This window comes from Maribacter sp. Hel_I_7, from assembly GCF_000688315.1.
GTDB lineage: Bacteria > Bacteroidota > Bacteroidia > Flavobacteriales > Flavobacteriaceae > Maribacter > Maribacter stanieri.
Map to the genome: position 1 here is coordinate 254048 of NZ_JHZW01000002.1, position 22241 is coordinate 276288.

The window sequence follows — 22241 nt, forward strand, 5'->3', positions numbered from 1 at the left end:
CTAATTGTTTAATAGAAGATTCGTAGACAAAATTTGGTTAGGCATTTTATCGCTATTTACATATACATCTAACCAACCATCTCCACCGCCATTAAACCATAGCACTTCTATGATATGATTCCCTTTTTCCAAATCAACACTCCCGTTTTTTGTTCTAACACCGTGATCACCATCATTATCAACTACCAAAGCTCCATCTACAAATAGTTTGCTGCCGTCATCTGAGCGAATAGCAAATTCGTAGTTATCTTCTTCTTCGATTTTAAGATTACTGGTAAATTTGAATAAAGTGTTTGGCTTTATGTGCGACCGGACTTCAACTGATGAAAATTCAAAAGTATTACCCTTTGCATCTGGTTTTCTATTTCCTATAGATGGAATAAAAGACAAGTTATCTAAATGAAAAACCTCATAATCAATAGGCTTTACAAGAGCTACCGGTTTTATTCTGAAATAAGCCTCATTTACTGGACTACTTAGTTTCCCATCAACGAAAACGGCACTCTTTACCACTGTATTTTCCTTAAGTAAAACAGAGGAAGTAAACGTTTCTGAGTTACTTTTTGGCATGGTACCATTGAGTGTGTATTTAATTTCGCCCTTATCATTTGGATTTTTTAAAATAAGCTCTGCAGAATCATTATACAATCCGCCTTCAGAAGCATACCCTTTAGCAGGCATCCCTAATTCCGGTTGTTTTAACTGCACTAGAATAGGATACTTATCAATCACTTTTTCACCCTCAAAGGCTTCAATAACCGGTTTACCGATCCAAGCACGTGGTGTTTCAATTTGCAATGCATATGCTACTGTTGCCGCATTATCATATTGATATACCGGATACTTTATCTGATAGTTCTTTCTTATACCTTTACCCCATACAATAAAAGGTATCTCTATTTCATCTAATGACTCGCCGCCGTGACCTTTTCCTGTTCCACCATGGTCGGAGCTAATTATGACCATTGTGTTATCTGCCATGTCTGACTCTGCAATTGCTTTCAAAACCTCTGCCAATAATGAATCTGCCTTTTCAACAGAAGCATAGTATTCTTTTGTACCATGCCCATATTCATGACCAGCATGATCTATATGATCAAAATGAATAAACGTAAACAGTGGATTTTTCACTTTTATATAGCTACTGGCATTTACGGCAGTTTCTTCTTCCGTGGCTGGGTTCTCATCAAAGTCCACATCACTTTTTTCAAAAAGTCTCCCAAAACCTCCCCAGTGATAAATAGCACCAATTTCTCCAGAACTTTTTTGTTCACGTATTAAATGAAAAATAGATGGAAATAAAAAGGGTTCGCTTTGTGTAACCGCGGGTAAGACAAAATTATCCCGTTCCCAAGAATTTGAGGTAATACCATGTTGTTCTGGTCCGGCACCCATAATCATGGAAGCCCAATTAGTACTAGAACTTGTTGGCAATACAGATCTTGCATGCATAGTAGATGCCCCTTCTACCATTATTTTATCAAAAGTAGGTGTATTGGCTTGTTGCAATCCGTCAGGACTTAACCCATCAAACCCAATTACTACAACATGGATTGGTTTATTACTTAGATCATCTAACTTATCATAATTACAAGACCATAGGGACGTCATCCCTATGGTCAGTAAAAAAATTGGTATAAATCTCACTAAGATTTTAAGATCCACGTGCTTAATAAACATCCCACCAAAGTTTGGTATTAATATTATCTGCACCCATGTTTTGAACAGCTGCATTGTAGTTTTCACTGTTTGTAGATTTTACAGAATTTGGGTATTGAAAACGAACTGGAACCCGACCATCATTAACAGCATCTGGACCAGGCGTCACCTCTGGCATACCAGTTCTTCTCCAATCTGACCAGCCTTCAAAACCGGTATAGAAAAGAGAAATCCATTTTTGAAGTGCAATTTTAGCTAAGTTATCATCGGAATCACCTGTAAAGGCTACAGCATCTTGTGCTACATATGCGTCAAGATCTGTAGCCTGCATTGCATTGGTAATATCTGACCATCCGCCTGCAGCAACTCTTTCCGTATAATACTCAAAAGAAGCTTTAATTCCATTTTCATAGTACATTGCTGCATCACCAGAAGTTATGAATCCTCTTTCTGTTGCTTCAGCTAAAATAAACTGTAGCTCAGAGTAACTCATAATAATTGTATGTGAAGCTGTAGCTGAAGCTTCTTCTGGATTACATGCTCTACATCCTAGTAAAATACCTAATCTAGAAATAAAGTTAGATCCAGACTCATCAGGGTTTCCCGTAGGACTGTATCCTAAAGCAGCCTCATCATCTAATCCGTTTGGCATACCTACATAATCATCAAAATCTTCAGAGAAAATTCCTTTTTCAGAATTTGAAGTGGGTTGTGCAAAAACATACAAACGGTTATCCCCTAACTCTTTTAAACGTGTCTCTAAAGTCTGGCTTAAACGAACCTCATCAAAACTACCACTACGGGTATCATATTTAGGTTGTGGATTATCAGAATTCCATTCCACGAAAGTCATATCATCGTTACTTTCAAAAATTGGATATACAGAAGGATTACTTGTTATTTGGGTCATACCTGCAACTGCAGTTGCATTATCAACATCACTGATACGCATTAACAAACGTAGTCTAAGGGAGTTTGCAAATTTTCTCCATTTTGCAATATCACCATCGTAGAAAATATCACCCGAAATATTATCAGCATCGGTCAACAGTGTATTCGCCATTTCCAAATCTGCCAGAATACCGGCATAAATAGTACTTTGAGCATCAAAAACAGGTGTTACATTTCCGTTTTCGATACCACTAGTGGCTTCTGAATAAGGCACATCGCCATACGCATCGGTAACATAAGAGTATATCCAAGATTTCATTACCAAGGCAACCCCATAGTAATTCTGTGCATCTTCATTTTCCCTAGTATCCCTAATGATATTTTCCACATCACGTAAAGATGCATAGGCATTATCATACGGATCGCCAGAAGGTGACCAATTATAGGTATCGCCACTAGTAAACTGTAATCGTGCGCCATATTGTACTACGGTAAAACCTTCTTCCCAACCTTGACCGCCCCAATTGTATGCCATCTCTCTTTGAATGCCCGGCAACAATAGTTCTGGTTGTGCAGAAGCGGGATAATTAGGATTAATATTAATCGTTTCAAAATTCTCGGTACAGCTTACCGCCATAACTAGGGTAAATATTATTACTAATGTTTTTTTCATGATTTCTTTATTTTATTGTAGCTACTTCTATTAGAAATTAACCTGTAAGTTGAAGGTAAACGAACGCGAACTTGGGTAAGACATATTCTCAATACCTGGCTGCAACGTACCACCAGATACACCCACAGTCTCAGGATCAAAATGAGGATTTTCTGTCCACAATATTAAGTTTCTACCCGTTACAGAAATACGAGCATTGCTAATAGGCAATTGCTGAATCATTTTCTGAGGGAAAGAATACCCTAAAGAAACCTCACGCAATTTGGTGTAAGAAGCATCATATTTAGCAGCTTCCACATTATCTCTTTCGTAATATCTATTGTTGAATGTTCTAGCATCTACATTTACGGTATTGGGCGTATACACCGGACTCTCAGCCGTTCCTGTATTTACAACACCTTCTGCCACTATACCTGTTTCTCTACCCACCAAGGTTTCTTGTAATTGACCAGAAGTACTACCAATAGTTTTGGTTCTAGAAACTACAATACCACCTTGTCTGGTATCTATTAAAAATCCAAGATCTATATTCTTATACTTAAAGGTATTCTGCATACCCAAAGTAAAATCTGGAGCATAATCCCCTTGATACACCAAATCATCCGTACGCTCAGGTATACCTTGGTTATTAATGATCATTTGACCAAAATACTCGCTATTTTCATCTTCTACTCTTTGAAAACCCCTACCGTAAATTGCACTGATAGAACCACCCTCACGAGCTTGAATAAATGCTCCGTTTGACTCGGTCAAGGTAAATTGAATGTCATCACCTAAATCGGTCACCTCACTTTTATTGGTAGCAAAGTTGAAGGTTGAGCTCCATTTAAAATTATCTGTCAATACAGGCACAAAATTGGCAATCGCTTCAAAACCATAATTGCGAACCTCACCTGCATTGATCAACTGACTACTGTAGCCACTGGCTATATCTGTACTGATATTGATGATTTGGTTTTTGGTAGCGCTATCATAATAGGTAAGATCCAAATTCACCCTACTTTGAAAGAAACGAAGATCTAATCCAAATTCATAAGAACCCGTAATCTCCGGTTTTAGATCAGCATTGGGTATTAAAGAAGATTCTGTTAAGATTGGCGTAGAACCATCAAAAGGAGTTTCATTTTGATAAAAGCTACGAAGTCTGTACGCATCTGTATCATTACCTACCTCTGCATAGGCCGCCCTTACTTTAGCAAATGAAACCCATTCTGGCATATTGAAAATATCACTTGCGATGGCACTTAATGTAACCGAAGGATAGAAATAAGAATTATTCCCCTCTGGCAAGGTGCTAGACCAGTCATTTCTACCGGTAACATCCATAAACAAAACATTGTCATATGAAAAACGTGCATAACCGTACAAACTGTTGATTCGTTTTTCGCTATTGTTAGAACTTACTTGTACAGCCTGTCTACTATTATTAAAAGAATAAACCCCTGGATTAATTAATTGTGGTGCTACACTTTTGGTAAAATCTTGCTTTTGACGAAGTTGATTTCCGCCAGCAGATACATTAAGTTTAAACTTTTCTCCTAAGTTTTTGTCATAGCTCAATAAGAAATCAGAGTTACTTTCCTCAAAGAAAATATTATCTTCTTGATATGTTCCAAAAGGAAAACGTTGGGTACTAAAAGCTCTTTTACGAACTCTAAAGTCTCTATAGAAATCACGACCGCTACGCAATAACAACTTCCAGTTTTCATTAATATCATAGGTAAGACTTACATTACCGAAAATACGGTCCTTGTCTTGTGCATTAGTATTCTCATACATTGTAAAATAAGGGTTATCGTGGTAATTGTAGTTGTAATTGAATTGTTGTGTACCCTCTAAACCTGGCTGCCAGTAATCTCTAAGATTATTCGTATTTAACTGTCGTCCGTACCATATAAAAAGATACATTATACTTTCGGTACCATAACCTACAGCAGGTCTGTTATCACTATCTGTTTTTACATAGTTAATATTGGCATTCACTTTTACTTTATCAGACACATTCATAGTACCGGAAAAGCTTAACGTGTTTCTTTTTAAATCTGTATTTGGCAATGTACCCTCTTGATCTAGGTTCTGAAAGGATAACCTCATATTACCCATTTCTCCACTTTTAGAAATAGCGATACTGTTGGTCTTAGTAATACCTGTCTCAAAGAAATCTTTAGTATTATCAGGTTGAGAAACCCAAGGGGTAGGAATAATATCCGCATCACTAACAAAAGTGTCACCACCACGAGTACCGTCTGTTCTAGGAGAATCAAATTGTGGAATCATCAAACCTGTATCCAATCTTGGCCCCCAGCTTTCATCAACACCATCTGCAATACCAGAGCCACTACCATCCACGAAAGCAAATTGTTGATTGTTCCCTTGACCATATTCATTTTGCCAGTCTGGCAACATCAAAACATTTTCAATAGTAACACCCGTATTAAATGAGATACCTAGTTTACTACTTTGAGATTTTCCTTTTTTTGTAGTAATAATAATAGCACCGTTGGCAGCTCTAGAACCGTAAAGTGCCGCTGCAGCAGGACCTTTTAGAACGTTGATAGACTCTATATCTTGCGGATTGATTTCTGAAGCACCATTACCGTAATCTACACTTTGTGTACCAGAACCACTAGAACCTACAATTTCATTACTGATAGGAGTACCGTCTACAATAAACAATGGCGAGTTACCATTGATGTTCAATGAAGCATCACCACGAATAGATACTCTAGCCGAGCCACCTAAACCTGTTGGACTGTTAGTTATTTGTAGACCAGCAACTTTACCTGACATACTGTTTAACAGGTTTGGTTCTCTTGCTTGCACCACTTCGTCATTGTTCAGTTCTTGAGAGGCATAACCTAAAGATTTCTTTTCTCTTTCAATACCTAAAGCGGTAACTACAACCTCATCTAATTGTTGAGAGTCTGGCTCCAATGAAATAATTGTAGCGCTTTTTCCTGTTACATCAACTTCTTTTTTAATGTAACCTATATAGGATACCAGTAAAATATCGTTTGAACCGGTTAGTTCAATACTAAAGTTACCATCAAAATCCGTGGCAACCCCATTTGAAGTTCCTTTAACCACCACAGTAGCACCGGGTAATGGAACTTGGTTTTCATCTAACACAGTTCCCGTTAGCATAGATTGGGAATGTGCTACAAAACTTGCTAAAACAGCAACCATTGTAATTAATAATGTTCTTTTCATTTTATTCGTATTTGTAAACTTTGGTTTGTTAGTTCAGCAAATATCTAAATGAAAATTGAATGAAAACAGTTATATATATTAAGCAATTGCAACCATTACAAGCACAAGGTTAGCAAAAAGTTAGTTAAACATTATTTACAAATATGCAAAACGTTAGTTTAATGTAAACCTCCTTTAAAATAGATGTTAGCAGCCACATCCATTTACAAGAAAAGATAAATTTTAATTTTCATTATGTTTGTAGGAGAACACATATGAATGGATGATTATCTTATTGGAATAGGAAAACGAATCAAGGAAATTCGTAAAAATGGAAATTTGACTATTAGTGAAATTGCCATAAGAGCTGGCGTTACTGCCGGACTCATATCTAGAATTGAAAATGGGAGAACTATACCCTCTCTACCTGTTCTTTTAAAAATTATAAGTTCTTTGGATGTGGAGGTCACCGATTTCTTTAACGGACTACCACAATCTAATGGTGCTAATTTTATAGTTTCCAGAAAAGAAGATAATTTAACTATAGAGAAAGAGGATGACGCCGTAGGATTTTCATATTCCCATATTTTTGAAAAACAATTGAATACAATTGGTTTTGAAGCGGTTTTGCTACACGTACACCCTAATTCTAAAAGAGAAAAAGTAAATACAGATGCTTTTGAATTTAAATATATGTTGTCTGGTGAATGCTATTATTTAATTGATGACGAAGAAGTACTTTTAAAGGAAGGCGATTCCATTTTCTTTGACGGCAGAATTTCACATGTACCTGAGAACAGGAGTAAAAGTACTGCAACAATGTTGGTTCTCTACTTCTTTATTTAGGTGCCAAAACACTTCAAAAGTTCTCGACATATTTAATTTACAATGAAAATATTGTAACATAAGCACTTGAATTTACTTTGTTTCTAACCTAAAGCAATTACCATAACTACATGAATTTTATAAGATCATTAAGTCCTGCCAAACTATCTAAAACATAGGTAGGATTTGCACTTAACAACTGCTTACGGGTATGAGCGCCCGTAGTCACGCCAATAGTTATACCACAATTAGCATTTTTACCTTCTTCAATATCAATAATAGAATCCCCAGCTTTTAGTATAAACTTTTCATCATGAACATTTAACTTCATCATGGCCTCCACTATCATATCAGGATTTGGCCTACCCATGACCACATCATCTGCAGTGACAAGTACATCATACTCCGTACCCAATTTCCATTTCATTTTATCCAATAATAATTGAGCGGTATTGGAGTCGTATCCAGTATTTAAAGCTACTTTTATTCCGCTTTTCTTAAGAGCGTAGAGCATTTCTTTTACCCCTTCATAACTAGTAACATTTAAATTTTTGTAAGCATCGACCAACAACATTTTAAAATCCTCAAAAATAGAGGTAGCCATTTCAGTATCGAAACACCCAATTTCAGCGGCTATAATATCCTTAATTGCTTGGTGCTTTTCTTTACCGGCACCATGCTCTAAAACAAAATCTAAGTCTAACTGAAAACCTCTTTGATTAATAGCTTTTTGTAATGTTTTATAAACGATGTTATCCTCATTGACAACTGTACCTGCCATATCAAATACGGCCAATTTAATTATATGCATGCTAAATATTAAAAATTTGATTAATGTTATGCTTTGCGAAACCTGCGCTTCCTGTCATTCCTTTGCCCCCTATTCCCGTAACTATATGAATATTTCTATCTATGGTCCTTTCAAAAATATCTGAGTTTTTGCATTGAGAGTACATACCAAACCAACGCTGGTTTATTTCATAGGTCGGAAGTTCAAAAATCTCTTTTGCTTTTTTAATCATCAGATTATCAATCTCCATATTGAGGTCAAAACCTAAATCGTCTATGTTTTCCACGTCTGCATATTCATGAGAATCACCTAATATTACGCTTCCATCCATAGCCTGTTTGAATAATATATGTACCCCCCATTTTTTCTCAGGACTTTCTAATAGTTCTTTAGATTTAATTTTAAGGTAAGATGGGCATTCGGCAAATGCCTCATAACGTCTAATTGAGAGACCCGTTAAAACGGATCCCGGAATTTTATAATTCTCCTGTGGCTTTGTTTGCATCATTTGCAGTTTCGAAATCTCAAGATCACTTGTAGCAAATAGCTGTGGATACAAGGTTTTAAAATCACTGCCATTACAAATAATAACTTTAGAAGACAGTAACATTCTCCCATTTGCCAATTGCGTGGTTACTTCGTTACCAAGAGCATAACATTCTATTACTTTAGATTGGTAAAATATGCTTAATCCTTTTTTCTGTAAATACTTATGAATACGCCCAATCATAGTTCGTGGTTCTACCGTTATTTCTTCTGGAAAAAACAACCCCGCTTTTACATATTTCTCGTTCAAACCAGGATATCTGCTTAAACATTCTGCTTTGGTAAACAGTATAGATGTATATTCATTTATACGATTAATTTCTCGCAACTCTTCAATTAACTGTACCTCTTCTTCATTACTTGCCAGGTAGATAGATCCTTCTTGGCGAACTGTAATATTAAATTTCGCATGAATTTTTTTGTAGATTTTTAAACTCTTACGGCCATATTCTTGCCACTTGGTATTCATACCAGAAGGAACAACCTGACCAAAATTACGAACCGTAGCACTTTTAGGCATACTATCCTTTTCCAATAATGCTACCTTGAGTCCTTTCTTCATGGCATGATAGGCATGAAAAGTACCAAGCACACCACCACCTACAACTACTAAATCATAATCTATATCAGCCATTTATCATTGGTATTTTAATTTTAAATTCTATTTGGGTTCGTTTATATTTCTTTTGAAAATATGCCATGGAAATGATAGATATAGCAACACCCATGATAGCGATTAGATATGTTGAACCCATAAAAAATTGTATCCAAGAACTATTTGATTGCCCGAAATTCTTATAAAGCAATACCGCCATACTCCCTAAATACCCAAAGGAATCTGCTATATAAATTAAATAGCCCGCATTACCCTCAATTTTGAAAGTTGCAATCATTCTATCAAAGAATATACAGTTGAATGGCACATAACAAGCATAAAGTCCAAAACCTATAAGCACCATCCAGTTTACCGGTGACATAGCTCCTTGCTGAAACAAAAAGGTGGATACACCTACAAGAATACTTGCCGAAATTAAGAGGAAATGAAACCCTATAAATGCCTTGAAATTATTTTTTATAACTCCAAATAGTCCCAATATAATCAGAACCGAAAATGCAATTGGAAGTTCTGATAATGTATAAATAGATGCATCACCTGCATACCCTACACTATCCCATAATTCTCTGGAAAAATTATCCCTAAAATCACGTAATGCAGTCAAAGCCGTATAGAAAATTACCAAAATTATAATTGGAAATGAGAATCGCATCAATACCCGTTTTCGATCTGCAGCACTCATTGGTTTTCTCTTTTTTCTAAGTTGAATGTCTTCATCAGTAGGTGCTGGAAGCTTTTTTAGAAAATACAAACAGATAAAAAAAGGCAACAAAAAAAGCCCTCCAGTAGCAGCAGGCATCCAAAATTCAGAAATACCATAGGTTGTCATGAGCAATAAGCCAACCGACTTCACCGCACCACTAGAAACAATAAAACTTGAACATAGAATGATACTTAATATTTCGGTCATTTTTCTACCCTCAAGATAAGAGAAGGTGATTCCCCAAATCATCCCCAAGGAAAGACCGTTAAAGAAAAATAGTATACAATTATAAGGTTTAGGAACAAAACCGAATAAAATAAGGGTCAACTCTGCGAATAATATCATACCCGTTAGATATGCTACACGGTGTTTCGATTTTAAACCTGAAACCACCCGAATACCAATAAACTTAGAAAGCATATAACCGACTACTTGTGCAAGAATGAGCATAATTTTATAGTCGACACCAAAGAGTAACTGATTTTCAAAAGTAGCAACGGAAAAAGGCTTTCTAAAAGCATACATACAAAAGTAGAGTCCGAATGAAGCCAGAGCACCATTCAAAAGAACTGTTGTATTTAGTTTAGAAATTTTTAATAACCTCATTTGTTTACTAATAGTAAATTATAGAGGCAATATTCTAAAATTATTTACTATTAGTAACTTTTTAAGTGTTATTAGATGGTTATAAAAAGGGGTAGATTATGTTAAACCTCAGCTTTGCAGAGGCAATTGTTATATCTTATTTTTAATTATATAAACTACTCGAAACAACCTTGTTCTTGGTTAAAATAAAACTTTAAAATTCCATTATACACATAAAAAAACGGCAAGAAAATTAATTCTTGCCGTTTAAACCTATTATTAATTTGAATTTAATACCCTTGGTTCTGCACCAAGAAACCTTCTATACCAGAGGCGCCATCAACGGCACTTTGCGGTATTGGAAAAAGTCTGTGATTTACATCAGTATCCGTTTTGTCTGTCCAAGTATCTTCATACTTACCAAATCTAATTTGATCTGATCTTCTAAAACCTTCCCAGTACAATTCAAAACCACGCTCACGGAATAAATCATCAGCGTTAATTGAAGATAATGGAGCGGGAGTTTGATCAGGGCGAGCGGTTCTTGATGTTCTTACAATATTCACATCTGCCAAAGCACCAGCAGAATCTCCGTTTCTTAATTTAGCTTCTGCTCTCATCAAGTAAATTTCAGCAAGCCTCATCAATACTAAATCAACACTACTGTTACCGTTACCATTTGGTGAAGTACGGCTAAATTGATATTTAGAAACTCTATACCCTGTATTGTGTAATGACCCTTCATTCGTAAAATCTATTGCTAAGGTATGATCTACATAACCTACGTCTCTTGCATCGCTATTCCCTTTCGTCTGTCTTACCGGTAATATCTTTACAGTACCATCGTCACAAGTTAAAAATTGACCATCATCACCTTTTCTAGGTCCCCATTGAATACCACGAAGAATACCTCTATCCATTTCAAAGGTTACTGCGTCAACACAGTAGAAACTATCATCTGTTTCTGTTTCCAACAACTTATCACGTCCTTCCAAATCTGCTAGCTGAGCATCGGGAACCAACGTATTTCTTTGATAAAAACGGGAATCTGCTGCTGCAGGATCTACATCGCCGTTTGCATCTACCCATGTTTGATAAAAATCAGTTGTAATGGCAGGGCCATCCGTACCATCTGCACTAGGCCATTCCGGTCTTGGAAACATAGCTCCTGCAATAGACCAATATGCCCATCTACTATGCTCTCTAGTTAAAACACCACGCTGATCCAAAGCAAATATTAATTCTGGATTAGAATTATTTTCATCATTGAACAATTCAAAATATTCTGGTGATAAAGAAAAATCTCCTGAATTAATTATACTGTTCGTATAAGAAAGTACTTGGTCCATATCTGCCTGTGTAAAATCTGGAGTTCCGTAAGGATCACGATAAACCGCAGCATTTAAATTTAACCTAGCCAAGAAACCATATACGGCAGATTGTGTCATTCTACCCGGACCTTTATCCGTATTAATGACATCTACCACAGATAACAATTCACTTTCAATGTAGTCAATAGCATCTTGTGTTCTTAATACCTCAGAAAGTTCTTCAGATGATTCTTTCTTAAGCACAATCCCCCAACTATCTAACAATAGCATGTTCAGATAAGCTCTAAGCGCTTTCATTTCATACAAAGCACCAGCTGCTTCCGCATCACCTTCGTCTGCCAAAGGCGTCAACACTTCTATTGCTGCCAAAGTTCTTGAAATATTGGTTGTAAGCTCATTCCATCCACTGGAAATTAAATCATTTGTTGGAGTGAAATTATGGCTATGCGCTGCCAAAAATTTACCGCCATCAAACCAATCTGATCCACCACGATAAGGTAAAATTGCTTCATCTGATGGTATTAATTGAAGTCCGTAATAATTGGTATGTCTCCAGGTCCAAGAGATATAGCCATATGCAGGTGCAATTGCCCCGCTAATTACTTCTGCCTGAGCACCTGTTAACGATTCGTCTAATAATTCTTCGTCTAAATCCGTACAGCTCCAAGTCAAAAAAGACGCTAGGAACAAGGATGTTATAATTAGTTTATTTTTCATTTTGAAACTTTTTTTTTCTTTAAAAGGATACGTTTAAGCCAAACAAGATTGTTCTTGATGAAGGATAGGTGTACCTATCAATACCAAAAGTCTGTATACCATCTACTTCACTACCAGTATTCACTTCTGGGCTATACCCAGTGTAATCGGTAATGGTAAATAAATTTTGACCAGTTAATGAAAATCGGATATCACCTACATATTTATCCAATCCAATTTTACTAGCTAAAAGGGTATATCCTAAAGTAGCATTGTTCAACCTCAGGTAAGCGCCATCTTCTAAGTACCGTGTAGATACCTCGTTTGAATTACTTACATCTTCATCAAGAAATTGAATAGCGAAATCTGTTGTATTTAAATTTCTACTCAATTGCCCTTTTGAAAAAGACGACATTGCCGTATGGTTGTAAATCTTATTACCAGATACACCGTTAAAATTAAATCCTAAGTCAAAATTCTTATAATCGAAATTCAAGTAAAACGCATAGGTAAAGTCTGGCGCAGCACTACCTGCTGCAATACGGTCATCATCTAAGATTTCACCATCACCATTTACATCTCTAAATTCATTTAAACCATCTGCTCCAATACCTATGAACTCTTTCATATAGAAAGTACCAATAGCTTCATTGTTTAAATAACCATTGATCGTAGCCCCAGTCTGCCCTGCACCTTGTGCCGAACCTGTAGTAATAATAGCGAATGGAGAATCTGTAACCTCATTTTTAATAAACGTAGCGTTACCACCAATATTAAAAGAGAAATCTGAACCGATCATTGTTCTATAATCTAAAGCGAATTCTACACCTGAGTTATGAATTTCTAAATCTTCTAAGTTGGTCCAAATCTTTTCGGTAGGCTGAATAGGATCTACTCTATTTGCAAACAAAACAACATCGGTAGAAACCTTATTAAAGTAATCTACGGTACCTGTTATCTTATTATTAAACAATCCAAAATCCAAACCAATATTTGTCTGTGTAGCTACTTCCCATTTTAAGTTAGGGTTTGCTGTACGAGCAGGTACAGTACCAAAAGGATAACCATCTAATGTGGTTGCACTATCATCTAAAGGATAGGTATCGTTATCACTTTTACTATCTGTATAACTTGCTAGGGAGACTTTATTATCAATACCTTCTTGATTTCCTGTTTGTCCCCAACTAAGGCGAAGTTTTAAGTTATTTACAACATCGCTTTCTGCCAAGAAAGTCTCTTTACTTATATTCCATCCTAAAGCTACCGACGGGAAATATCCGTATTTATTATTTGCCCCAAACTTAGAAGAACCATCTGCACGCATTGTAGCCGTTAGCAAGTACTTATCTTGGTAGCCATAATTTAACCTACCAAAGAAAGACTGTAATTCATTTTTCTCTGCTGTAGAAATTAAGCTTGTAGGAAACTCTTGACTACTTATTTGATCTTGATATCTTGGATCAATATCATTATCTGCAAAGCTCTCCAATTCGAACTTTTTTTGCTGAAATAATACTTCTTGATATGAATGACCAACTAAAATTGTAGCACTATGCTCACCTTTATCAAAAGTATAGGTCAACGTATTATCTATTTGAGTGTTTTCATTCATTGTTACCCATGAATTTAAATACCCTTGATTTAAATCTTCTAATAATGCATAAGGAGAACGCTGTTGATCGCGGTTTGTAGAAGAATAATCTACACCTAGACTAAGTTTATAAACCAAACCCTTTACAATTTCTACGGATGGGGAAATATTTGCTAATATGCGATTACTATTAGATTCATCTAAATAAAGATCGTTACGAACTAACGGATTTAATCTGTTATCATTTAACAACGTAGGAGAACCATTGGTATATAACGGAATAGTAGGATTCAACTCTAACATATCTGTCACAGTAGCGCTGGCATCTGGTCTATTGTTCAAAGTTCTAGAAGCGGTTAGGTTTAAATCTACATTCAACTTACCATCAAAAGCTTTCTGATTTAAGTTTAAACGACCAGAATATCTTTTTAATGAGCTGTTCGCAAAAGTACCTTGTTGATCATCTACACCTACAGATGCGAAATAAGTAAACTTATCTGGAGCACCACCACTCATAGAAAAGTTAACATTCTTTGATACTCCGGTTCTTGTCAATTCATCTTGCCAGTCCGTATTTGCACCACCATCAAGTAAGGTTCCACCAACTGCTGGCACCTGTCTTCTAAACTCATCTGCAGAGAACACATCAATTTTATTTGCAAGGGTTGCGAATGCTGTAGTAACCGATACATTCATTTCAGCTTTACCCGCCTTACCTTTCTTAGTAGTAATAACGATTACCCCGTTTGCTGCACGTGCACCATAGATGGCAGCTGCAGAAGCATCCTTTAAAACATCCATAGATTCAATATCTTGAGGATTGATAAAATTCAAAGGATTTGAGCCTACTCCCGTAGTTGTGTTATCGATTACAAAACCATCGATAACAAATAATGGAGACGTACCTGACCTAAAGCTACCAATACCACGAATTACGATATTTTGAGACGCTCCTGGTTCACCACTAACAGAAGTAATGTTAACCCCAGCAACTTTACCTTGTAATAATTGACCTGGATTTGCTACCACACCTTTATTAAAGTTTTCACTTTTAACGGATGAAATAGACCCTGTTACATCTGATCGTTTTTGGGTGCCGTACCCTACTACAACCACATCATCTAATTGTGTGGCATCTTCTTTTAATTCTACATTAATAGTTGCACGCCCATTTACTGCCACTTCTTGTGTTGAATACCCTAGATAAGATATTATCAATACATCTGTAGCTTCTGCGTTAATTACAAAATTACCATCAAAATCACTTGTGGTACCATTTGTAGTTCCCTTCACTTGAACCGTTGAACCTGGTAAGGGTTGCCCGAATTCATCTGTCACCACTCCCGATACATTGTCCTGCGCCCACATAACGGAAGCAAAACCAAGTAAGCAGAAGTGCATTAAAAATTTTAATTTTTTCATACAGTTTGGTTTAATAAAATTTGTTGTTTTTTTATTTCAGGAAGTAAGATTGAGTTCTAGAAATTCTTAAATCCTAAAATTTATTTGCGCTGCAAAAGTAGTTTTAGCGATGCAAGTGACTGTTAACTTAAGATCACGTTTACATTAGCATATTTGACCAAAATTGAGCTGTTGTTAAATTAGTATTAAGTTAACATTTGTTTTCAGCTTAAAGAATTCTGCAGTAGGGATTATCTTGTTAAACAGATTTTGTTTAACAAATTAACATTTTAAAGAGTGGCAATTAAACAATTTCTGATTTAAAGGTCTAATATTTTATGGATTTTATGGAAAATCTCATTATTCTCATAAATACCCTGGAATTCTTGAGACATGGGACCATAGGCAAAAACAGGAACCATTACGCCTGTATGGTCATGTGTAGTAAAATCAGCTTCAATTTCATGTTTAAGTATATTACCTTGAGGAATGGTTAACCCACCAGTTTCATGATCCGCTGTAATAATGACAAGAGTGTTTTTATCTGCATCGGCAAATTTTAATGCTTCAGTGATTGCCTTATCAAAAGATATACTTTCATTTATAACTCCTGTGATATCATTTTCATGACTATAGCTATCAATTTTAGCTCCTTCCGTCATTAAGAAAAAAGGCTTCTTTTTATTATTCAAAAAAGAAAGTCCGTTTTTAGTAGCAACCGACAATTGTTCTATATACCCTTCTAAAGATTTTATCTTAATATCAGCAAACCACGCACCTACTTTTTCTTTTTTACTAGTACCAATAGCTGATATATTCGAATTCATTTCAAATCCTGACGCTTCAATATTCGTAACAGTGGTAGTTGGTCTTGATATGAATAGTTTCAATTTAGAAGTATGTAAGTCCGATGCAATTTCTGCAACCATTCCCCTATCCGTTCTATGGGCGAAAAAGGATGAAGGCGTAGCTCCTGTAATCTCATCTGTAGTAATTACACCAGTGTTAAATCCATTTTCTGAAAGTATTTCAGTAAGGTTTGGTATTGCCCTACCATTTACATCGGTACCAATTGCTCTGTTATTCGTTTTTTGACCTGTGGCAATTGCGCTGCCCGCACCAGCAGAATCTGTAGTAAAATCATCGGCAGATTGTGTTTTTATAAAACCTACACTTTTCAATTGTGTTAAGGATAGCTCTCCGTTGTTCGCTAAAACTGCAGATGAGATTTGCGTAATCCCATTACCATCACCAATCATTAGAATAATATTCTTAGGTGCACGATTTGCCTTATCAGATTCAAACGTTGGTTTGTACACTTTCGAGAAAATTGTATTCTTAGCTACTCTTTCCTTTAAAGAAGAAACATACTGCACGCACTCATTAGGCATATCTGTATTTATAAAATCTACCCCCATGTTCGTAAAAGCTTTCCAAGCGGATTTAGAATCTGGAGTTGCCCAAAAACGAAATGGCTTTTCTAATTCATGTGCCTTATCTATAACTGCAGTAACCTTATTATAATCATCAACGGTTAGTCTGCCTTTACCATTCCATTCAGAATAACTCTTAAAACTTAAACTAACCAAGGCTATTTTATCAAGTGTTTTAGCATCGTTAATAGGTTCTATGCTTTGATAATCGAAAGAAATAAAATCTGGATAGTTTACATACTCCTCTAAAACCGGTCTATTACCAGAAATGATGATTTTGATATTTTCATTACTAATAATAGTTGGATAATCCTTTAAGCTACCAACGATAGCATCAAGCGTTTTATAGGCATCTGTCTTAACATCTACCATTAACTGAATCTCTTTTCCTGAAACCATTTTTAAGGCTATTGCTTCTTTTAGAGGATTTAAATACAAACGTTCTAAAGTTTTGTCTTGCTGAATTTCATTAAGTTCATGAGCAACCATTAATTTATCATCGATATAAAATACATCTACTTCAATAGATTGTACCCCAGCACCAAATGCTTTCCAGAACGGAACGTTCTGTTTGTAGTCATTATGAGAATGAACCTTATAATCTTGAGAAAACCCAGTATTAATACTTGCTAAAAACAAAAAGGTTATTGCTATTCTTATAAGTCTCATAATTCAATTTTATAATGAAGAAAATCTTTAAAAATCTTAAGGTACGGTTTTACCTTAAAAAAAATTTCGGTTTGCAAATGTTATAACTAAAATCCTATTTTAACTTAAGCTAAGGTCAAGTAAAGATTAAATTGTTGTCAACATGCTCATATCTATTTAAAGATTTTCGACAGTTGAAACACTTTTTTATTTATTTTTGGAGACTACCAAAACCAACAATGACCGAAAATATAAAACAAATGTTCAGTAAAATGAACGACGAAACTCGAGAAGAAGCATTACAATGCTTGATGTCTGAGTTTAATCTAAAAAGTACCAATTACGTTAGAAAAAATTGGATTATTGGAGGTCGTATTCCTGAAGAAAATCAGGAGAAAATTGTTTTTATTTTCCAAAACCTTCTAAGAACTCAGGTTTTTAAAATCAAAGAAATCAAAGTACAGCTTTAATCAGCTCCATATAACTTCCTATTACAAGCACATTTTTCATTTAGTTCTTTATTTCAGGGCATAAAAAAACCGACACACTATAATGATGCATCGGTTAGTCAACTAACTCAAACTTATTCTAAACTCGCTGCAAAGATGAGTTCATTTATTAAATTCAAGTTTAAGTAAACATCAAGGTAACTTTAAATTCTTTGCATTTTAAAAGTGTTCCTTAATTCCTTGTTACAAAAAATAAGAATAGGAGCTTTTCTCAAAAAAAGCAATTTTAAAGTATCACTATTTTATACCTAGCTGACTATAACAATTAAAGCAAATAGCCTTAAAGAAAATAAATAGCACTTCTAAACCATTTTCCTTTACATTTTTTTCGATTTAGAATAATAAGTCTTATCTAAATTATAAGCTAATTAGCTTATAATTTAACCTCTTACCGTTATTAACAGTCAGTGTTAATAACATTAATATGCATTTCATCGAATAAATACAACTTTTCGTCGTTAATGAATAAAGTTTAAATATTTTCGAAACGCGTTAATAAAATAGCGAGATAATTTTTACCACCATTTACATGAAATTGAACATTACCAAAACCTTTTTCGTCCCTGTTGCAGCTGTTGTTTTTCTATTAAGTTTATCCTCTTGCGGTAAAGATTATGATCTTGTCTCAGAATATGTAGTACGTGACAATACTGAAAAAAACATTTTAAATAATGATTCTAATACTCAAAATTCAGGAGTAACAGCTATTAATAATACGAACACACAGGTAGCTAAATAAGAATTTTTATCTCTATTGTTTTCTAAGTAACATTAACCTAATTAAAGTAGTTACTACTACTTTAATATATTTAGTTGCAGCATTAAGCTTCAGTAGGTCTTCTACACTATTTTTAATGTCTGTCGCACCTCCAACAATCTATTTCACTTCTTATTTCAATATTCTAAAGTGCTAAACCGACGTTAGAACCATTCATACTAATGCATTTTCTGCTAACTTTGCAGTTCTAATACATTCCTCACTTTTTGTACACAATAATTGATATAGAAACTACCGGCAACGGAGTAAAAGGCAATAGAATTACTGAGATTTCCATTTTTAAATATGATGGTCATAAAGTAATCGATGAATTTACTTCTTTGGTGAATCCGCAATGCCCTATACCGGCATTTATTACCGGGCTTACCGGAATCGACAATGACATGGTCCGTAACGCACCATTGCTAGAAGAAATAATTCCGCAAATAAATGCTATTACAGCAGATACTATATTTGTTGCCCATAGTGTCAATTTCGATTACAATGTCATAAAAAACGAGTTTAAATTACTTGGACATGATTTCTCTAGAAAGAAGCTATGCACGGTTCGCTTATCAAGAAAGCTTCTACCCGGTTATAATTCATACAGTTTAGGAAAACTAACGGCAGCATTAGGAATACCTTTAACTGATAGGCACCGAGCCAGAGGAGATGCCCATGCCACCGTATTACTTTTTCACAAGTTATTACGTGCAGAAAATTCTGAAAAGGTCTTTAAGCTTTTCTTAAATTCAAAATCACAAGAGGCAACATTACCGCCTGGTTTACCAAAAGAAGAATACTTAAAACTACCTACAACACCAGGCGTCTACTATTTTAAAGACCAAAAGGGAAAAATTATTTATGTAGGTAAAGCTAAGAACATCAAGAAAAGAGTACTTGGTCATTTTTATGATAAAAAGACAAAAGAAATTACTCTTTGTGCAGAAACCACGTCTTTAGATTTTGAGGAAACCGGTAATGAGCTTATAGCGCTATTGAAAGAATCTGCAGAAATAAAACACCATTACCCTAAATATAATAGTGCTCAAAAAAGGTCTATTCAGCAATATGGGATATTCAGCTATGAAGACAGAAATGGCATTATTCACCTTGCCTTCAATAAAATAAAAATGACACCTAATCCGTTGGCAATTTGTTATAGCCCTACAGAAGCAAGGCAATATTTAGAAACGCTATGTAGCACTTTTGAACTTTGCCCTAAGTATTGTCATCTGCAAGAAAATGTAGCGGTATGCTCTCATTACAAAATAAAACAATGTATTGGTATTTGTTCTGATCTACAAATGGTTAACGAATATAACGACCGTGTTAAGGAAGCGCTAACCAGCTTAAAAGAAGTACATACAGATGTATTTATTAAGATAAAAGGCAGGACTGCAGATGAGAACGCTTTTGTATTTATTCAAGAAAATAATTATAGTGGTTACGGATTTGTTCCTAAAGAAACACCCATTCAACAGCCAAAGGATCTAGAGACTTTTATAGTTCGTCAAAAAAACACTTTAGAAACGCAACGTATTATAGAGAGCTACCTTCGAAAAAATCCTGATTCCGTTTTTTCCTTATAAAGAACTACTTACAACTAGTCTTTCATTTTCTTGTACATCCTAATTACAAAAAGTAACCATACCATAAAAACTATGGATATGAATATTGAATACATTAGAACGAACTCCACTACTTTTTATATTTTAAATAATTCATAAAACCTAAAATAGTAGGCGCCCAAAATGCTATAAAAATAGCATCTAATTTCTTGCCGGATAAGAAAAGAACTTCCGATACCACTATTATGGACAATACTACTATAAGCATGATTACATTGGTCAGACCGACACGATCAATAAAATTTTTAAACATTACAGTATATAAAATCCTATTTAAAGGGGTTAATTAATAATACTTCAAGTTAAGATATGATACCCAGATAAACAATTCTGTTTATAGAGTTGTGGGACACACGTAATCTGTCTTTTTTAAATCTTCCTTTTTAAGTGCTCCGTAACCGCCTTTTACATCAATAAGATTGTGAATTCCACGACTCTTTAAAATAGATGATGCTATTACCGATCTGTACCCACCAGCACAGTGAACCAAGAATTCTCCCTTCTCAGGAAACTTAGACAAATACTTATTCAATTCACTCAGCGGCGTATGAACAGCACCTACTAAGTGCTCACTTAAATACTCACCATCTTTACGTACATCAAAAATGGCAGCATCGCCTTTATCAATAATATCTTTAGCCTCAGATGATGTAATTGAAGTAATTTGATCAATCTCTTTACCTGCTGCTTTCCAAGCTTCAATTCCGCCTTTTAAATATCCTATAGCCGAGTCGAACCCAACACGAGACAATCTCGTAATAGCTTCTTCTTCTTTACCTTCAGGTATCACCAATAACAAAGGCTGTTTTGTATCCGCTATTAAATCTCCTACCCAAGGAGCAAAATCTCCGTTTAAACCAATAAAAATAGATCTTGGCACATGACCTTTCACAAACTCATCTTGGTGTCTTACATCCAATACCAAAGCTTCGGTAGTATTCGCTGCTTTTTCAAACTCTTCTGGAGTTAGCCCACGGTTTCCACGCACAAGAACATCATCAATATCCTCATACCCTTCTTTATTCATCTTTACGTTCAAAGGAAAATATTTAGGTGGTGGCAATAACCCGTCCGTAACTTCTTTTACAAACTCCTCTTTAGTCATATCTGCCCGTAAAGCGTAGTTCATTTTCTTCTGATTACCCAAAGTATCAACAGTCTCCTTCATCATATTCTTACCACATGCAGAACCAGCGCCATGTGCTGGGTAAACGGTAATATCATCTGCTAATGGCATTATTTTAGTTCTTAAACTGTCAAACAATGTTCCTGCCAATTGCTCTTGCGTCATATCCGCAGATTTCTGTGCTAAATCTGGTCTTCCAACATCTCCCAAGAATAATGTATCACCAGAAAAAATAGCATGGTCCTTACCATTTTCATCTCTCAATAAATAGGTTGTACTTTCCATAGTATGCCCAGGAGTATGCAATACCTTAAATGTAATTTTTCCTAATTTAAACTCTTGTCCGTCCTCAGCTATAATGGCATCAAAAGTTGGGTTTGCAGTAGGTCCGTAAATAATAGGCGCACCAGTTTCTTTAGATAATGTAACATGCCCGCTAACAAAATCGGCATGAAAATGAGTTTCAAAAATATACTTGATTTTTGCGTTGTCGTTCGCTGCTCTTTTTATATAAGGACTCACTTCTCTTAACGGATCAATTATAGCTACTTCACCATCACTCTCAATATAATAAGCTCCTTGAGCCAAACAACCAGTATATATTTGTTCTATGTTCATACGACACTATCTTTTATATTATT

Annotated in this window: 14 protein-coding genes; 4 read left to right on the forward strand and 10 right to left on the reverse strand. The window is 35.3% G+C overall.

The window, feature by feature from the left end; genetic code table 11:
- The 3 genes from P178_RS0102620 to P178_RS0102630 are packed head-to-tail and all read right to left on the reverse strand — an operon-like array spanning position 1 to position 6433.
- On the reverse strand, positions 1-1611 hold the full coding sequence (locus P178_RS0102620) for an alkaline phosphatase family protein (protein ID WP_036146238.1): 1611 nt from the start codon (positions 1609-1611) through the stop codon (positions 1-3).
- 58 nt (positions 1612-1669) lie between these two features.
- Positions 1670-3223 (reverse strand): SusD/RagB family nutrient-binding outer membrane lipoprotein, encoded by a 1554-nt coding sequence (locus tag P178_RS0102625; RefSeq protein WP_027064750.1) that lies wholly within the window; start codon positions 3221-3223, stop codon positions 1670-1672.
- A 30-nt stretch (positions 3224-3253) separates the two neighbouring features.
- Complete coding sequence (locus tag P178_RS0102630) at positions 3254-6433, reverse strand: SusC/RagA family TonB-linked outer membrane protein (RefSeq protein WP_027064751.1); 3180 nt, start codon at positions 6431-6433, stop codon at positions 3254-3256.
- A gap of 258 nt (positions 6434-6691) precedes the next feature.
- On the opposite strand from P178_RS0102630, the gene P178_RS0102635 reads away from it, so the two are divergent.
- Positions 6692-7258, forward strand: a complete 567-nt coding sequence (locus P178_RS0102635) for a helix-turn-helix domain-containing protein (RefSeq protein WP_027064752.1) — start codon at positions 6692-6694, stop codon at positions 7256-7258.
- Between the two features lie 106 nt (positions 7259-7364).
- Here P178_RS0102635 and P178_RS0102640 read toward each other — a convergent pair whose 3' ends face one another.
- The 6 genes from P178_RS0102640 to P178_RS0102665 all read right to left on the reverse strand — a co-directional run bounded on the left by P178_RS0102640 (position 7365) and on the right by P178_RS0102665 (position 17598).
- Positions 7365-8048: a phosphonatase-like hydrolase gene (locus tag P178_RS0102640; protein WP_027064753.1), complete on the reverse strand. Its 684-nt coding sequence runs from the start codon at positions 8046-8048 to the stop codon at positions 7365-7367.
- A gap of 1 nt (position 8049) precedes the next feature.
- Positions 8050-9207 (reverse strand): TIGR03364 family FAD-dependent oxidoreductase, encoded by a 1158-nt coding sequence (locus P178_RS0102645; protein ID WP_027064754.1) that lies wholly within the window; start codon positions 9205-9207, stop codon positions 8050-8052.
- A complete protein-coding gene (locus P178_RS0102650) occupies positions 9200-10498 on the reverse strand; it encodes a DUF5690 family protein (RefSeq protein WP_027064755.1) in 1299 nt (432 codons plus the stop codon). Before P178_RS0102650 ends, P178_RS0102645 begins: the two co-directional genes overlap by 8 nt.
- A gap of 269 nt (positions 10499-10767) precedes the next feature.
- Complete coding sequence (locus P178_RS0102655) at positions 10768-12525, reverse strand: RagB/SusD family nutrient uptake outer membrane protein (RefSeq protein ID WP_027064756.1); 1758 nt, start codon at positions 12523-12525, stop codon at positions 10768-10770.
- Between the two features lie 19 nt (positions 12526-12544).
- Complete coding sequence (locus P178_RS0102660; RefSeq protein ID WP_051638154.1) at positions 12545-15517, reverse strand: SusC/RagA family TonB-linked outer membrane protein; 2973 nt, start codon at positions 15515-15517, stop codon at positions 12545-12547.
- A gap of 299 nt (positions 15518-15816) precedes the next feature.
- Positions 15817-17598 carry an alkaline phosphatase gene (locus P178_RS0102665; RefSeq protein WP_051638155.1) on the reverse strand — a complete coding sequence of 594 codons (1782 nt, stop codon included), beginning with the start codon at positions 17596-17598 and terminating at the stop codon, positions 15817-15819.
- A gap of 218 nt (positions 17599-17816) precedes the next feature.
- Between P178_RS0102665 and P178_RS0102670 the strand changes: the two genes are divergently transcribed.
- The 3 genes from P178_RS0102670 to P178_RS0102680 all read left to right on the forward strand — a co-directional run bounded on the left by P178_RS0102670 (position 17817) and on the right by P178_RS0102680 (position 20435).
- Positions 17817-18047: a hypothetical protein gene (locus P178_RS0102670; RefSeq protein WP_027064759.1), complete on the forward strand. Its 231-nt coding sequence runs from the start codon at positions 17817-17819 to the stop codon at positions 18045-18047.
- A gap of 568 nt (positions 18048-18615) precedes the next feature.
- Positions 18616-18825 (forward strand): hypothetical protein, encoded by a 210-nt coding sequence (locus tag P178_RS0102675; RefSeq protein ID WP_027064760.1) that lies wholly within the window; start codon positions 18616-18618, stop codon positions 18823-18825.
- Positions 18826-19070: 245 nt separating this feature from the next.
- Entirely contained in the window at positions 19071-20435 is a 1365-nt protein-coding gene (locus P178_RS0102680) for an exonuclease domain-containing protein (RefSeq protein ID WP_027064761.1), read from the forward strand.
- Positions 20436-20808: 373 nt separating this feature from the next.
- Here P178_RS0102680 and P178_RS0102690 read toward each other — a convergent pair whose 3' ends face one another.
- The gene (locus P178_RS0102690) at positions 20809-22218 is read right to left on the reverse strand and encodes an MBL fold metallo-hydrolase (protein ID WP_027064763.1); all 1410 of its coding nucleotides are present in this window, start codon (positions 22216-22218) and stop codon (positions 20809-20811) included.
- Positions 22219-22241 lie beyond the last annotated feature (23 nt).

What these genes read in the sequence shown, in the direction of transcription:
- P178_RS0102620 (WP_036146238.1), bottom strand. Translation starts at nt 1,611, where the DNA reads ATGACGTCCCTATGGTCTTGTAATTATGATAAGTTAGATGATCTAAGT.
- P178_RS0102625 (WP_027064750.1), bottom strand. Translation starts at nt 3,223, where the DNA reads ATGAAAAAAACATTAGTAATAATATTTACCCTAGTTATGGCGGTAAGC.
- P178_RS0102630 (WP_027064751.1), bottom strand. Translation starts at nt 6,433, where the DNA reads ATGAAAAGAACATTATTAATTACAATGGTTGCTGTTTTAGCAAGTTTT.
- P178_RS0102635 (WP_027064752.1), top strand. Translation starts at nt 6,692, where the DNA reads ATGGATGATTATCTTATTGGAATAGGAAAACGAATCAAGGAAATTCGT.
- P178_RS0102640 (WP_027064753.1), bottom strand. Translation starts at nt 8,048, where the DNA reads ATGCATATAATTAAATTGGCCGTATTTGATATGGCAGGTACAGTTGTC.
- P178_RS0102645 (WP_027064754.1), bottom strand. Translation starts at nt 9,207, where the DNA reads ATGGCTGATATAGATTATGATTTAGTAGTTGTAGGTGGTGGTGTGCTT.
- P178_RS0102650 (WP_027064755.1), bottom strand. Translation starts at nt 10,498, where the DNA reads ATGAGGTTATTAAAAATTTCTAAACTAAATACAACAGTTCTTTTGAAT.
- P178_RS0102655 (WP_027064756.1), bottom strand. Translation starts at nt 12,525, where the DNA reads ATGAAAAATAAACTAATTATAACATCCTTGTTCCTAGCGTCTTTTTTG.
- P178_RS0102660 (WP_051638154.1), bottom strand. Translation starts at nt 15,517, where the DNA reads ATGAAAAAATTAAAATTTTTAATGCACTTCTGCTTACTTGGTTTTGCT.
- P178_RS0102665 (WP_051638155.1), bottom strand. Translation starts at nt 17,598, where the DNA reads ATGAGACTTATAAGAATAGCAATAACCTTTTTGTTTTTAGCAAGTATT.
- P178_RS0102670 (WP_027064759.1), top strand. Translation starts at nt 17,817, where the DNA reads ATGACCGAAAATATAAAACAAATGTTCAGTAAAATGAACGACGAAACT.
- P178_RS0102675 (WP_027064760.1), top strand. Translation starts at nt 18,616, where the DNA reads ATGAAATTGAACATTACCAAAACCTTTTTCGTCCCTGTTGCAGCTGTT.
- P178_RS0102690 (WP_027064763.1), bottom strand. Translation starts at nt 22,218, where the DNA reads ATGAACATAGAACAAATATATACTGGTTGTTTGGCTCAAGGAGCTTAT.